At 59.9% G+C, this 13660-nt stretch carries 10 protein-coding genes and 2 pseudogenes; 4 read left to right on the top strand and 8 right to left on the bottom strand.

Annotated features, from left to right (window positions below; genetic code table 11):
• Positions 1-318 precede the first annotated feature (318 nt).
• A pseudogene (locus AAEZ06_RS25710) lies at positions 319-529 on the bottom strand (FAD:protein FMN transferase); the annotation flags it as partial.
• Between the two features lie 77 nt (positions 530-606).
• Positions 607-1860 carry a ferredoxin reductase family protein gene (locus AAEZ06_RS25705; RefSeq protein ID WP_350616871.1) on the bottom strand — a complete coding sequence of 418 codons (1254 nt, stop codon included), beginning with the start codon at positions 1858-1860 and terminating at the stop codon, positions 607-609.
• Positions 1861-2509: 649 nt separating this feature from the next.
• Between AAEZ06_RS25705 and AAEZ06_RS25700 the strand changes: the two genes are divergently transcribed.
• The 3 genes and pseudogenes from AAEZ06_RS25700 (at position 2510) to AAEZ06_RS28650 (ending at position 6260) form a co-directional block, all read left to right on the top strand.
• A complete protein-coding gene (locus tag AAEZ06_RS25700; RefSeq protein ID WP_149413258.1) occupies positions 2510-3958 on the top strand; it encodes an ArnT family glycosyltransferase in 1449 nt (482 codons plus the stop codon).
• 241 nt (positions 3959-4199) lie between these two features.
• Positions 4200-5405: pseudogene (locus AAEZ06_RS28655) on the top strand (methyl-accepting chemotaxis protein); the annotation flags it as partial.
• Positions 5397-6260, top strand: coding sequence for a methyl-accepting chemotaxis protein (locus AAEZ06_RS28650; RefSeq protein WP_502948051.1), 864 nt, complete (start codon positions 5397-5399; stop codon positions 6258-6260). The pseudogene AAEZ06_RS28655 and the gene AAEZ06_RS28650, both read left to right, overlap by 9 nt.
• A 74-nt stretch (positions 6261-6334) precedes the next feature.
• On the opposite strand, the gene AAEZ06_RS25690 is transcribed toward AAEZ06_RS28650, so the two are convergent.
• From AAEZ06_RS25690 to AAEZ06_RS25675, 4 genes are read right to left on the bottom strand one after another with little or no spacing between them, the layout of a single operon-like run.
• A complete protein-coding gene (locus tag AAEZ06_RS25690; protein ID WP_350616868.1) occupies positions 6335-6739 on the bottom strand; it encodes a glyoxalase superfamily protein in 405 nt (134 codons plus the stop codon).
• Positions 6739-8202: an N-acyl-D-amino-acid deacylase family protein gene (locus AAEZ06_RS25685; RefSeq protein ID WP_350616866.1), complete on the bottom strand. Its 1464-nt coding sequence runs from the start codon at positions 8200-8202 to the stop codon at positions 6739-6741. Before AAEZ06_RS25685 ends, AAEZ06_RS25690 begins: the two co-directional genes overlap by 1 nt.
• A gap of 1 nt (position 8203) precedes the next feature.
• Positions 8204-9064, bottom strand: a complete 861-nt coding sequence (locus AAEZ06_RS25680) for a MurR/RpiR family transcriptional regulator (protein WP_149413262.1) — start codon at positions 9062-9064, stop codon at positions 8204-8206.
• 29 nt (positions 9065-9093) lie between these two features.
• Positions 9094-10497 (bottom strand): GntT/GntP/DsdX family permease, encoded by a 1404-nt coding sequence (locus tag AAEZ06_RS25675; RefSeq protein ID WP_178114490.1) that lies wholly within the window; start codon positions 10495-10497, stop codon positions 9094-9096.
• Between the two features lie 197 nt (positions 10498-10694).
• Between AAEZ06_RS25675 and AAEZ06_RS25670 the strand changes: the two genes are divergently transcribed.
• The gene (locus tag AAEZ06_RS25670; protein WP_350616864.1) at positions 10695-11087 is read left to right on the top strand and encodes a lysozyme inhibitor LprI family protein; all 393 of its coding nucleotides are present in this window, start codon (positions 10695-10697) and stop codon (positions 11085-11087) included.
• A gap of 18 nt (positions 11088-11105) precedes the next feature.
• Here the strand turns inward: AAEZ06_RS25670 and AAEZ06_RS25665 are convergent, their stop codons facing one another.
• Positions 11106-12551, bottom strand: a complete 1446-nt coding sequence (locus tag AAEZ06_RS25665; RefSeq protein ID WP_350616862.1) for a SulP family inorganic anion transporter — start codon at positions 12549-12551, stop codon at positions 11106-11108.
• A gap of 206 nt (positions 12552-12757) precedes the next feature.
• Complete coding sequence (locus AAEZ06_RS25660) at positions 12758-13651, bottom strand: NAD-dependent epimerase/dehydratase family protein (protein ID WP_149413266.1); 894 nt, start codon at positions 13649-13651, stop codon at positions 12758-12760.
• Positions 13652-13660: the final 9 nt, after the last annotated feature.

Here is a 13660-nt window from a genome sequence, read left to right as displayed (position 1 = left end):
GCGCAAGCGCTTGGGCTGGAAGACGCCGTACGAAGTGCATACAGGGGTGAGCGTTGCACTTATGTGTTGAATTCAGGAAGGATCAAGTCTCTGACTAGTTATGTCTTCCGTTACCCGTATGGATAACGCAAGACACTGACAGACCTTTGGTCGCGGCAGGAATGGCAGTCACTTCCCACCCACCCGCACAGATCCGTACATGCGCAAATACCGCATACGGCTCCTGTCTTGAGTTCTAACGCCGAGGCGAGTTATGGGATACGGATATATATGTAGCTCGTACGGATAGAAAATAAACAACCTGGCTCGCGCAGTCATGCGCTCCTGCGCCAGGCGTGGGCCTTCAACTTCGCCCAGCACCATCAGCGCCGTGGCCCAAGCATCGGCGATGCATGCACGAGGCCACCACCACGGTGACGGCCGCAAGCAGGTTGAACGGTGCACTGGTGGCCAGGTTCATGGTGTGGGCATAGGACTGCCCCCTCACATCGACCCAGTGTCGGTAGTCCCCGGACGTGGCGATGGCGGACAACCATTGCTGCTCGGGCGCCATGTTGAGGCGGTTGACAAAAACAGGGTCTATTCAGTAAACGGCAGCCCGCCGGCTCAACGGAACTCGAAGAGTTCGATGTGCAGGTTGGCTTCCGGAATCCGGATGGCACGCATCAGTTCACGAACCTGAGCCAGTAACCCCTTGGGACCACAGAAACTGACCTGAACCTTGTGGGGTTCGGTCTGGGCTACTGCCTGACGCAGGGTTTCGGCCAACTGCTCGACGCCACCGACATTGCCTACGAACTGCACTCCACGTACCTCGGCCATGGCTTGCAACTGTTCGGCGGGCGGGAAGGCCCGTGAGGGGTTGAAGCAATAGACCAAGGTGGCTTTGTCGAAGTCTTGGCCGCCCGGGTCTTGCAACCAGGAAATAAAAGGTGAAATACCCACACCTGCGCCAATCCAGATTTCTCGTTCGGCCTGGGGCTGGCGTTTGAAGCGTCCATAAGGGGCGTAGATATCCGCGAGCATGCCAATTTTGACCTGCTCGCGCAGCTTTTGGGTGTAATCCCCCAGGGCCCTGATCACGAACTCAATTTGCCCATTTTCCCCATAGGCGCTGGCAATGGTGAACGGGTGCGGCTCACGCAAACCCTTTTGCTTCATCGCCAGAAAAGCGAACTGCCCGGCCTTGAAAGAAAACCCTTTATGCACGGCTGCCAGTGTCAAATGTAGCGCGCCCTTGTCGCTGGAAACTGCCGTAACTCGGTATTCCCCAGCACGGGCGACAAATGGATAGAGCATCAGTTTATAGAGTGCTGCCACCACACCCAGCCCGCAGAACAGCATCAACCAAATGCCTGAAGGACTGGCCAGGGTAATGGGTGACTTGAAGCTCAGCCAATGCAAAATCACGATCAGAAACAGCGGGCCGGACAGCTTGTGCCACCAGCGCCAAAGGCTGTACGGGATCTTACGGTTTAAGGCGAGCAGCACAATCAGGCCCAAGGTGACGTAGCTCAGTTGGCGTACCAGTCGCGTCCAGTACTTGGGGAGTTCCAGAATAGGTACGCTGTTCCAGACGTCCAGGTTGGCCTTGAACACAAAGTGATACGTGGCGAATACCAGAGCCCAAATTCCCAGCCACTTATGCGAATCATAGACCCGGTCCAGGCCGCCAAATAGGCTCTCGACCACACGCCAGCGACTGGCCAATAGGCAGGACGCTGCCATATAAACCAACGCTGTAGTACCGAGGACCAGGCTCAGGGTCGCCGAGGTCAGCCAGGTATCGACAGGGACATCAATCAGCAGAGTAAGGGTGGTGATTAGCAATATACCGACGATACAGTGCCAGCTCTTCAACGTGAATGCTCCGATCATCAATCCGTTGTCATGGGGACTGAAATCTAGCCTTCCGTGGAAGTTTCAGGGGCTTTAGACCTTAGCAGATTGCTGAAAGGGGAATATGACCTCGGTCATCATCAGTCCAGAGTATCGTCTGAACCACGATATGCGGATGACTTACTAAATGTTCCCGTTCATCTATGAAAGAGAAACATCGCTGGGAAGCCAGTCTCCACATTGATCGGTGACGTCCAGTCGGGCTCGGTCAAAGGTGGGAGACCGAGCTGAACCCATCGCTGTATAGGCATCGACACCTCTTTTTGTGAGTGCTGGTACCTGTGGCGAGCGGGCTTGCCCGCGTGGAGTGCGGAGCACTCCCTGGCCGGTCACTGCGATCTGTCAGAAAGACCGCAGTCGATGGTTTTAGGGCCGCTGCGCGCCCCAACGCGGGCAAGCCCGCTCGCCACAATCAAGTCCACTCACTGCAATAAGCCCGCTCGCCACAGGGTAATCTTAGGCGCTCCATTTTCTTAACTTGCCGGCATTAGCAGGCTAGCCTTACAAAAACCCCTCACTCATTCACGATTCGTTAAGAATCGCCCTCGTATACTCGCCGATTGCCTGGAACGTTCCCCCGAACGCTCCCCTGCCCCGGTAGCCAGAACCCATGACGCGTCCTGCTCCTCTGCTGCTTCTACTTGGCTGTCTGTTGTTCTTTTTTGCCCTTGGCAATCACGAGTTGCAAGGCTCGACCGAGGCCCGGGTGGCCGGGATCGCCATGGCCATGCACCTGGATAACGACTGGGTAGTGCCGCGACTGTTTGGTGAGCCTTTCCTGGAAAAACCGCCCTTGAGCCTGTGGCTCGACGCGGGTGCGATTCGCCTGTTTGGCGCCAGCACCTGGGCGGTGCGGCTGGCCTCGGCGCTTGCCGGGTTGTTCAGTGTGATGCTGCTGTACGGCATGCTGCGCAAGTTCGGGAGGCCAAAGACCCTGGCATTCGTCGCGGCCCTGATGCTGGCGACCATGGCCAGTTACTGGAGCAACGTACGCGGTGTCGGTGAAGACGCATTGCTCAGCCTGGGCGTGACCATGGCACTGCTGGCGTTTTACCAGGCGACCCGCCCCGAGGCGAAACAATCATCCGCCATGTGGGGCCTGTTTACGCTGGGAATGGTGATCGCCACCTTGAGCAAAGGCGTGCTGGGCCTCGCGATGCCGGGCATCGTGATCTTCGTCTACCTGGCCTGCACCAGCCTGTTGGACAAGCGCCTACGGATCGGCGACTGGCTGCGGCCGGGGCTGTTCACATTATTAGCGTTGGTACCGTTGCTGATCTGGCTGGGCTTTCTGTTTCAACGCGACGGGATGCAGGCGGTCGGTGCGGTGCTGTGGACCAACAGCGTCGGACGCTTCAGTGGCTCGTTTGTCGAAGCCGGGCATTACGAGCCCTTCTACTATTACCTCGTCAAATTGCCCGAGGCGTTCCTGCCGTGGAACATCCTGGTGTACCTGGGGCTGTGGCACTTTCGCAAAAGCCTGGCACGCAATCGTTATCGACTGTTCTTCTGCGTGTGGCTGGTGGCGCAATTCACCCTGCTGACCCTGGCATCGAGCAAGCGTACGGTGTACCTGATGTCACTGACGCCGGCCGCCGCCGTGCTGGCAGCGGAGTACGCTGGCGTACTACTGGACTGGTTGAAACACCGCGCACGCACATCGAATTTCGCCGAGCACTTTTATGACCATCGGCGCGGCCTGATCAGCAGCTTTTTTGCCCTGGTGATTGCCAGCTACCTGGTCGCCGCGTGCTGGTTTGCGCCCAAGGCCGATGTGCGCCAATCGTTCGTGCCGCTGGTCAGCCAGATCCAGGCGCTGCAAGCCGAGGGCAAGCAGGTGGTGTTGTATCAACCGAACGAACGAATCGCCGGAGCCACTGTGTTCTATACCCAGGCGTATCTGACAATTGTGCAGTCGGAGCCTGAGCTGCGAACGTTCCTCGCCGCCAAGCCGGGCAACGTGGCGATGCTGGATCGCACCGATCAACTGACGGCGCCGGTGACGGTAGTCAAGGAGATGGCGGTGAACCGACAGCGTTACTACTTTGTCGAGCAGTGATCAGTCAGAACGCCTACCACAACGCCAAATCGTAAGTCAGATAGACCCGATAGTTATCCCGGTCGCTGGCATAGGTCGAACGGTACGTCGCCTTGCGTAGCTCGGCGCCCACAACTGGCCCACAACCGGGTACATCTGAGCCGGGATTTTGCGTCGCGATTGATCCTGACGATTCTTCCTGCGAGCGCCGCAGCCGACCTCTGACCGCCCCTCAAGCGCCCTCTCGGAGCGCTTGCCTTTAATGGCCTCCCATCCGCGCATCATGCCTTCTTGTAAAAACCGTTTCAGCTCTGGCCCTGGCTGCCGATACCTCCTGACTAACTATGGGCTGGGCGAACTTCCAGCAACTGTCGTACACGTAATCTGTTCCTGGAGGAATTCGATGAACCAGTGGTTCGGTAACATCAGCGTCAACCTGAAACTGGGACTGGGCTTCGGCTTGGTACTGGTCCTGACTTCGATCCTGGCCCTCACCGGCTGGACCAGCCTCAGTGGCCTGATTGACCGTAGCAACTGGATGAGCGACATCACCCAGCTCAATGCTTCGCTGACCAAACTGCGCATCGTCCGCCTGCAATATATGCTGGCCAACGGCGACGAAACCGTGGCACAAAACGTGCAGACCAGCCTCGACGGCTTTGTCGCCCAGCAGCAAAAACTTCTGAACAGTTTCAAGAGCCCGGAAAACCTCAAGCTGCTCAACGAGCAGAAAAGCATCATCACCGCCTACCAGCAGTCCCTGAACAAAATGCGCGAGGCCTACCGTGCTGGCAACGCAGCTCGCCAAACCATGGGCGACCGGGCTGACGCAGCGGGCGCGCTAATTACCACCCTGGACCGCAACATGCGCCAGATGCCGGAAAGCCCTGAACGCTTCGCCGAGTTCGATGCCGTCAACCACGCCAAGGAACAGTTTCAAGTGGCCCGCTATGAAGTGCGCGGCTACACCGGCAACACCAACCCGGACACCGAAGCCCGCGCCGCTGCGCAAATCGAGGCTGCAATCAAAGGTTCGAAAGAGCTGAGCACGATATTCGGCACTAGCCAACAAACCGAGCTGGCCGCACTGGAAACAGCCCTCGGCGCCTATCGCAGCGCGATGCAAACCTACAAGTCTGCCAACGCCAATATCGTCCTCGCCCGCCAGGAGATGACCGTCCAGGGTGCAGACATTCTCGCCCGCAGCGACGCTCTGTACGATATCCAGCTGCAACGCCGCGACGTGGAAAGTGCCCAGGCCCGCAGCCTGCAACTGATCAGCACCCTATTGGCACTGCTCGTTGGCATTATCGCCGCCCTAATCATCACCCGCCAGATCACCCGCCCACTGCGCGAGACCCTAGCCGTAGTGGAACGCATCGCTTCCGGCGACCTGAGCCATAACATTGCAGTGACTCGCCGTGATGAACTGGGCGTTCTGCAACAAGGCATCCAGCGCATGGGCACCACCTTGCGCGAATTGATCGCGGGTATCCGCGACGGCGTCACCCAGATCGCCAGCGCCGCCGAAGAGCTGTCGGCCGTGACCGAGCAGACCAGCGCCGGGGTCAACAGCCAGAAGATCGAGACCGATCAAGTGGCCACCGCCATGCACGAGATGACCGCCACCGTGCAGGAAGTCGCGCGCAATGCCGAACAAGCGTCCCAGGCCGCCTCGGATGCTGACGGCCAGGCTCGTGAAGGCGACAAAGTGGTGGCTGAAGCCATCGCCCAAATCGAACGCCTGGCTGCCGAAGTGGCTCGTTCCACCGACGCCATGGCGCACCTGCAACAAGAGAGCAACAAAATCGGCAGCGTGATGGACGTGATCAAGGCCGTGGCCGAACAGACCAACCTGCTGGCCCTCAACGCCGCCATCGAAGCCGCCCGTGCCGGTGAAGCCGGTCGCGGTTTTGCCGTGGTCGCCGACGAAGTACGTGGCCTGGCCCAGCGCACGCAAAAATCCACTGAAGAAATCGAAGGCCTGGTAGCCGGTTTGCAGAACGGCACCCAGCAAGTGGCCACTGTGATGAACAACAGCCGCAACCTTACCGACAGCAGCGTCGAGCTGACCCGCAAGGCCGGTGTGTCACTGGAAAACATCACCCGTACGGTGTCGAACATCCAGTCGATGAACCAGCAGATCGCCGCCGCTGCCGAACAGCAAACCGCTGTGGCTGAAGAGATCAGCCGCAGTATCGTCAACGTGCGTGATGTGTCGGAACAGACCGCAGCGGCCAGTGATGAGACGGCCAAGTCCAGCGTGGAACTGGCGCGATTGGGCGGGCAGTTGCAGCAGATGGTTAGTCATTTTCGGGTGTAAGTAGCACTGTTGTGGTGTACCCGGATGTAGCCTCGCTTGGGCTCGACAACTGCTACGTACGGGGGAGGAGTGTTTTACGTAGTAGTTGCGGTCTCTTCGACAAACACCAACCGATTGCCGGACGGGTCACGGAGGGTCATCTCCCGCGTATTCCAAGGCGTCTCTTCAATTTCTGGCTTGGCATAGCGGTAGTCCTTGGCCAGCAATTGCTGCTGATACGCCTCCAGCCCCTGCGCCTGAATCCGCACCCCGACACCTGGCGAACCATCGCCATGGTGCTCGGACAAGTGCAACACGCAATCTCCCAGCGACACTTGCAGGTACAGCGGAAAATTCGCTTCGAAGCGGTGCTGCCAATCGATCTTGAACCCGAGGAAATCGACGTAGAACTCAACGGCCCTGGCCTCGTCGAAGATTCGCAGGATAGGGGTAACTTTTCCTAAGTGCATAGCGCTGACTCCCTGTTTAAGAGCCGCCACTATAGAGCAGCAAACCCCAAGCGCAAATCCCCGCTACGCGCCAAAAACCGCCCCGGCCGCTGCCCGTTTGCCTGCCCGTCGCTGTAGCTCAACACGCCGTTGACCCACACCCTGTCAATCCCTTCCGCCGCGCGTTGAGGCTCCTTGAAGTCCGCTACGTCGCGCACCCGTAACGGGTCAAACAACACCAAATCCGCCCAGTGCCCTTCGCGAACCTCACCGCGCCCGGCCAGGCCAAACCGCGCTGCCGACAACCCGGTCATCTTGTGTACGGCGGTATGCAGCGGGAACAAACCCAGATCACGACTGAAATGCCCGAGCACCCGTGGAAACGCCCCCCACAAACGCGGATGGGGAAACGGATCTTCCGGCAAGCCATCCGAGCCAATCATCGATAGCGGATGAGCGAGGATGCGCTGTACATCCGTCTCGTCCATCCCGTAATACACCGCCCCCGCCGGTTGCAGGCGCCGTGCTGCCTCCATCAGCGGCACCGCCCAGTCGGCTGCGATGTCCTGTAAATCGCGCCCGCCCATGTCCGGGTGCGGCGTCGACCACGTGATGGTGATACGAAAGGCATCGGTGACTTGCTTGAGGTCCAGGGTCGAAGAGCTGGCGGCATAGGGATAACAATCGCAGCCCACCGGATGGGTCTTGGCCGCCTGTTCCAGGGACGCTAACAACAGCGGACTGCGCCCCCAATTGCCGGCACCGGCGCATTTGAGATGAGAGATGATCACCGGCACCTTGGCGTGACGGCCAATCAGAAACGCCTCGTCCATCGCCTCCAGCACCGGCTCGAATTCACTGCGTAAATGGGTGGTGTACACCGCGCCGAACGCGGTCAGTTCTTCGCTCAGTTGCAGCACTTCGTCGGTCTCGGCGCTGAAGGCGCTGGCGTAGGCCAGGCCTGTGGACAAGCCAAGGGCGCCGGCCTCCAGGCTTTCCTGCAACTGTTCACGCATCGCGGCGATTTCAGTGGGCGTGGCGGTGCGATGCAGGTCATCCATATGGTTGCTGCGTAGCGCCGTATGACCGATCAACGCGGCGACGTTGACGGCCGGGTGGGCGTTTTCCACCGCTGCGCGGTAGTCGGCAAAATGCTGGTAGACGAACGCGTCGCGCTTGCCCAGCAGGTTCATCGGGTCTGGCGGATCGCCGCGCAAGCTGACCGGCGATGCGCTGATGCCGCAGTTGCCGACGATCACCGTGGTCACGCCCTGACTGAGTTTGGGCAGCATCTGTGGCTGGCGGATCACCACCGTATCGTCGTGGGTATGGACGTCGATAAACCCCGGCGCCAGCACCCGGCCAGTGGCGTCGATTTCATGCTCGGCATGGGCTGCCGACAAATCGCCGATCTTTTCGATGCGCCCCTCGCGCAGGGCCACATCGGCGACATAACCCGGCGTATTGCTGCCATCAATGATCAGGGCGTTGCGGATCAGCGTGTCGTACTTCATTTCAGTCTCCAAGCGGCAGGCAATCAGCGCCGCCGCGATAATCGTCCAGGGCCAGCTTGATCCGTCGCAGGCGTTCCTGGTTGTCGTCCGGCATGGCCAGGGCCAGCTCGGTGGCGAGCACGTCGATGGCCAACAGCATTCCGTAGCGCGCCGCCGTTGGCTTGTAGATAAAACTGGTTTCCGCCGGTTGCAGCGGTAGCAGCACATCGGCCAACTGCGCCAGCGGTGAATCAGGCAGGGTGATGGCGATAATGTGGGCGCCGTAGTTACGGGCCAGCTCCACCACGCTCAGCAACTCCGGGGTGAGGCCGGTCAGCGAGCAGACGATCAGCGCGTGTTCCGGGCCCAGCGTGGCGGCGGTCACGCGCATCATCACCGGGTCGTGACTGGCTGCAATGGGGTACCCCAGCCGCACCAGGCGTACTTGCAACTCGTCGCTGCACAAGCTCGACGGGCCGCCCATGCCAAACGCATGGATCATCCGCACCTTGCCCAGCAGGCTCACGGCATCGACAAAACAACGTTGATTGAAGCCGGACAAGTGCTGACGCAAGGTCACCTCGATATCGCCGAGGATCTGCCGGTAAAACGCCGACTGTTCGGGCAAGCCCGCCGGGTCGAGAAAGCGGCTGCCGACGCCGCTGGCCTGGGCCAGTTGCAGGCGCAGGTCACGCAAGTCACGGCAACCGACGCTGCGGGCAAACCGCGACAAAGTGGCGGTGCTGACCTCAGCCCTTTGGGACAACTCTTCCAGGCTGGCGGACGCGGCAAAGCCGACATCGTCGAGCATCAGCTTGGCGATACGCCCTTCGCCGGCACTGAAGGAATCCTGGCGGGCGCGGATCTGGTAGAGGATGTCCATCAATTGGGCTCCGAATTACAGAATGATGCTCATAACAAAAGTGACAGGCCGTAAGTCAGACCGAAGGCGACCACCGAGATCAGGGTCTCCAGCACGGTCCAGGTCTTGAAGGTCTGGATCACCGTCATATTGAAGTATTCCTTGACCAGCCAAAAGCCGCCGTCGTTGACGTGGGAAAAGATCACCGAACCGGCACCGGTGGCCAGTACCAGCAATTCCGGGTGTGGATAACCCAGGCCCATGGCAACGGGCGCCACCACGCCTGAGGCGGTGGTCATGGCCACGGTGGCCGAGCCGGTAGCAATGCGCATCAACGCAGCGAACAACCAACCCATCACCAGTGGCGACAGGTTGAAAGCATGGGCCAGGCCAAGGATCTCATGGGTGACGCCGGCATCGATAAGAATCCGATTCAAGCCACCGCCCGCCCCCACCAGCAAGGTGATGCTGGCGGTCGGCGCCAGGCATTCGTTGGTGAACTTGAGGATTGATTCGCGACTGAAGCCCTGAGCCAGGCCCAACGTCCAAAAACTCACCAGGGTCGCCACCAGCAGCGCGATCACCGAGTTACCGATAAACAGCAGGAACTGGTTAAAGGCGCTGCCGGGGGTGGAAATCAGGTTGGCCCAGCCACCGATCATCATCAACACCACCGGCAACAGGATGGTGCCCATGGTCAGCGAGAAGCTCGGTAGCCGGGTGCGTGGCTCGCGGTCGATGAACTGGCGTTCCAGCGGATTTTCCGCCGGCAGGTGAATGCGCGGCACGATGAACTTGGCGTAGACGGGGCCGGCAATGATCGCCGTCGGGATGCCGATCAAGATCGCATACAGCACGGTTTGCCCGACCGAGGCGTTGTAGGCCAGTACCGCCATCATCGCCGCCGGATGGGGCGGAACCAGTGCATGTACCACCGATAAGCCGGCAACCATGGGTAGGCCGACCATCAAAATCGAAACGCCTACCCGCCGCGCTACAGTGAAAGCAATCGGCACCAGCAACACAAAACCGACCTCGAAAAACAGCGGCAGCCCAACCAGGAAGGCAATGCACACCATCGCCCAGTGGGCGTTGCGTTCGCCGAAGCGGTCGATCAACGTGCGCGCCACCTGCTCGGCGCCGCCGGACTCGGCCATCATCTTGCCGAGCATGGTGCCCAACGCCACCACCAGGGCGATGTGGCCCAAGGTCTTGCCGACGCCCGCCTCGTAGGAGCCCATGATCGTGTCCGCCGGCATCCCGGCCAGCAGCGCCAGGCCGATGGACACCAGGGTGATGACGATAAACGGGTTGAGCCGGTAGCGTGCGATCAGCACGATCAATGCAATGATGGCGATGGCTGCGTATGCCAATAGCCAAACGCCCGGTGATGCGGCCATGCGGTACTCCTCGGAAAGGGTCACGTCGAATAGGTTGTGAAATTCATAAATCATTACCGAGGATTATTTTCAATTTTTATGAAAGTAAGTTTCGCCCACAGATAAGCGCTGTCGCTTTGAGATATGCCCAGAGACAAAGAATGAAAATCGAAGGTGCGTTCTTACATGAGGATTGAGAGGGACGCTGGAAACTCAAATGCCGGTGTCAGGTCATAGACAGCGGACCGAATCCTGATCAGGAAAAACCGACAATGAATCGAAAAGCCCTGCTTGCCCCCTTCGCCGCCAGCGCCTTGTTGCTGGCCTTGTGCGGCACCGCGTCGGCCGCCGACAGTGCGGCGTTGAAAAAATGCATGGATGGCGCGAATACGACCGCGGACATGGTCAACTGCAACACCAAGGAAGCCAAGGTGCAGGACACGCGCCTGAACACCGCCTACAAGACAGCCATGGCAGCCCAGGAAGGCAATCGCAAACAGAAGCTGCAGGATGTGCAGCGCCTGTGGATCAAATATCGGGATGCCAATTGCGGGTTCGCAGGCTCGGCAACCGGCGGCACCATCGACCAAGTCAACGGTGCCAGCTGCTGGCTGGACATGACCCGGACCCGCGCGCAGGAACTGGAAAACCTTGTAGGCCCGTGAAGTGATCCGTCGCTCTAGCTAGTCGTGCTGAACGCGGGCACGCTTGAGCAGTTTTTTGCAGCGTTCGGACAAGTGCAGTACCCGTAAATGCTTGCCGGCCTTGGTGTAGCGCTCGCGCAAGGTCATCAGCGCGGCGATGGCCGAGTAGTCGACGAAGCTCAGGTGGCGACAATCCAGCGTCACCTGTTCCGGGTCGCTGGCCGGGTCGAACTGGTTGAGGAACGGTGTGGTCGAGGCGAAGAACAGCGTGCCGTGCAAGCGATAGAGCTTGCTACCGTCGGCTTCAAGATGCTCGTCGGCGTACAGCTCACGGGCTTGTTGCCAGGCAAAGTTCAGCGCCGCAATCACAATGCCGCACAGCACCGCCGTGGCCAGGTCGGTAAACACCGTGACCACCGTCACCGCAATGATCACCAGCACGTCATTGAGTGGCACCTTGTTGATCACCCGCAAGGAGGCCCAGGCGAAGGTCTGCTGGGACACCACGAACATCACCCCCACCAGCGCCGCCAGCGGAATCCGCTCGATCAACGGTGACAGGAACAAGATAAAGAGAAGGATCATGACCCCGGCAAACACCCCGGAGAAGCGCCCGCGCCCGCCGGAGCTGAGGTTGATCACGGTTTGCCCGATCATCGCACAGCCGCCCATGCCGCCGAACACGCCCGAGACCATATTCGCCGCGCCCAGGGCCACGCTTTCACGGTCCGGATAGCCTCGAGTTTCGGTAATTTCGTCGGTAAGGTTGAGGGTCAGCAGGGTTTCCAGCAAGCCGACCATGGCCATCAGGATCGCGTAAGGGGCGATGATCTGCAGGGTTTCCAGGGTCCAGGGAATCTGCGGCAGGGCAAACGTGGGCAGGCCACCGGCGATGTGGGCCATGTCGCCCAGCGTGCGGGTCGGCAGGCCCAGCAGGTACACGGCAAGACCCACGCCTAGAATCGCCACCAACGCCGGCGGTACCACGCGGGTCAGGCGCGGCAGCAGGTAGACGATGGCCATCGTCGCAGCCACCAACCCCGTCATCACGTACAACGGCGTGCCGCTGAGCCAGGTTTCACCGCTCTTGAAGTGCTCCAACTGCGCCAGCGCAATGATAATTGCCAGGCCATTGACGAAACCGAGCATCACCGGGTACGGCACCATGCGCACCAGCTTGCCCAGGCGCAGCAGGCCAAAGGCGATCATGATCAGCCCGCCCAGCAATACAGCGGCCAGCAAGTACTGCACGCCGTGTTGCACCACCAACGCGACGATCACCACCGCCATCGAACCCGCCGCGCCCGAGACCATGCCTGGCCGACCGCCGAACAGCGCGGTCAGGGTACAGATGATGAACGCGCCATAAAGGCCCATCAGCGGGTTGAGGTGCGCCACCAGGGCGAAGACGATGCACTCGGGCAGCAAGGCAAAAGACGTGGTGAGGCCGGCCAGGGAGTCGGCACGCAGGCGGGTGAGGTTCATGGGGTTACCGGGGGAATAGCGAAAATAAGGCTTAGGATGGTACGCAAATGCAGGGGGTGGGGCCAGGTTTTCAGGGTCGACGAATGACCTGTGGCAAGCGGGCCTGCCATAACAAGCCCGCTCGCCACAAGGTAATGTCAGGTGCTCCATTTCCTTAATTTACCGGCGTTAGGGCTGCCACAAGGTTTAGTGTTTACAGGGACCTATCAAACCATCTCGTTGCGAATCCACTCCACCACGCTGGTGCGCTTCGGCACCCAACCCAACAGTTCACGGGCATGCTTGCCACGCACGCGGCTGTTGGAGCCCAGGCCGTAGTTGGCCATTTCATAGCCCCACTCGGCTTCGGCATCAGCCAGTGGCCAATCCTGTGGTTTACCCAGGTTCAGCGCCTCGGCGATGGCGGTAGTCATGTCGACGAAGGCCGCTTCGCTGCTTTCGACAAAGTAGAAGGTGCCGGGGACGTTTTTTTCCAGCGCCAGCAGGTACAGGGCGACCACGTCTTCAATGTGCACGTTGGACCAGATGTTTTGGCCGGTGCCGACATGGCGTACCACGCCGCTTTTGCGCGCCTGTTTCAGCAGGCGAGGCAATTGCACGCTATCGCGCTTGACCCCCAAGCTGTGGCCGTAGATCAGGGTGTTACAGATCACCGCCGAATTCACGCCGTCTTGGGCGGCAGCGAGGATCAAGTTGTCGATAGCCACGCGAGCGGCCTTGTCGGCGGTCGGTTCCGGCAAGTTGTCTTCAAAATAGATGACATCACTGGATTTGCCGCCGGACGCATCGCCAACGATGCTCGAACCGCTGGTGTGCAGGAACGGCTTGTTGGAGCCGCATAGCGCCTTGATCAGGGTTTCAACGGCCCCGCGATGGTCGCTGCTGGCGGCGTTGATCACGGCATCGGCTTTGCTCGCTTGCTCGGTCAGCAGGGCACTGTCGTCCAAGGTACCAATCACCGGAGCGATGCCCAGTGCAGTCATTACTTCAGCCTGTTCGGCGCTGCGCACCAGACCCGTTACGTGGTGGCCGGCCTTGACCAGGCCAGTCGCAATGGAGCCACCGATAAAGCCGGCAGTACCGGTAATAAATACGTTCATGGAAAGCAT

Origin of the sequence: Pseudomonas sp. HY7a-MNA-CIBAN-0227 (assembly GCF_040310325.1) — a bacterium.
Lineage (GTDB): Bacteria > Pseudomonadota > Gammaproteobacteria > Pseudomonadales > Pseudomonadaceae > Aquipseudomonas.
This window is presented reverse-complemented; position numbering and strand designations above follow the sequence as displayed.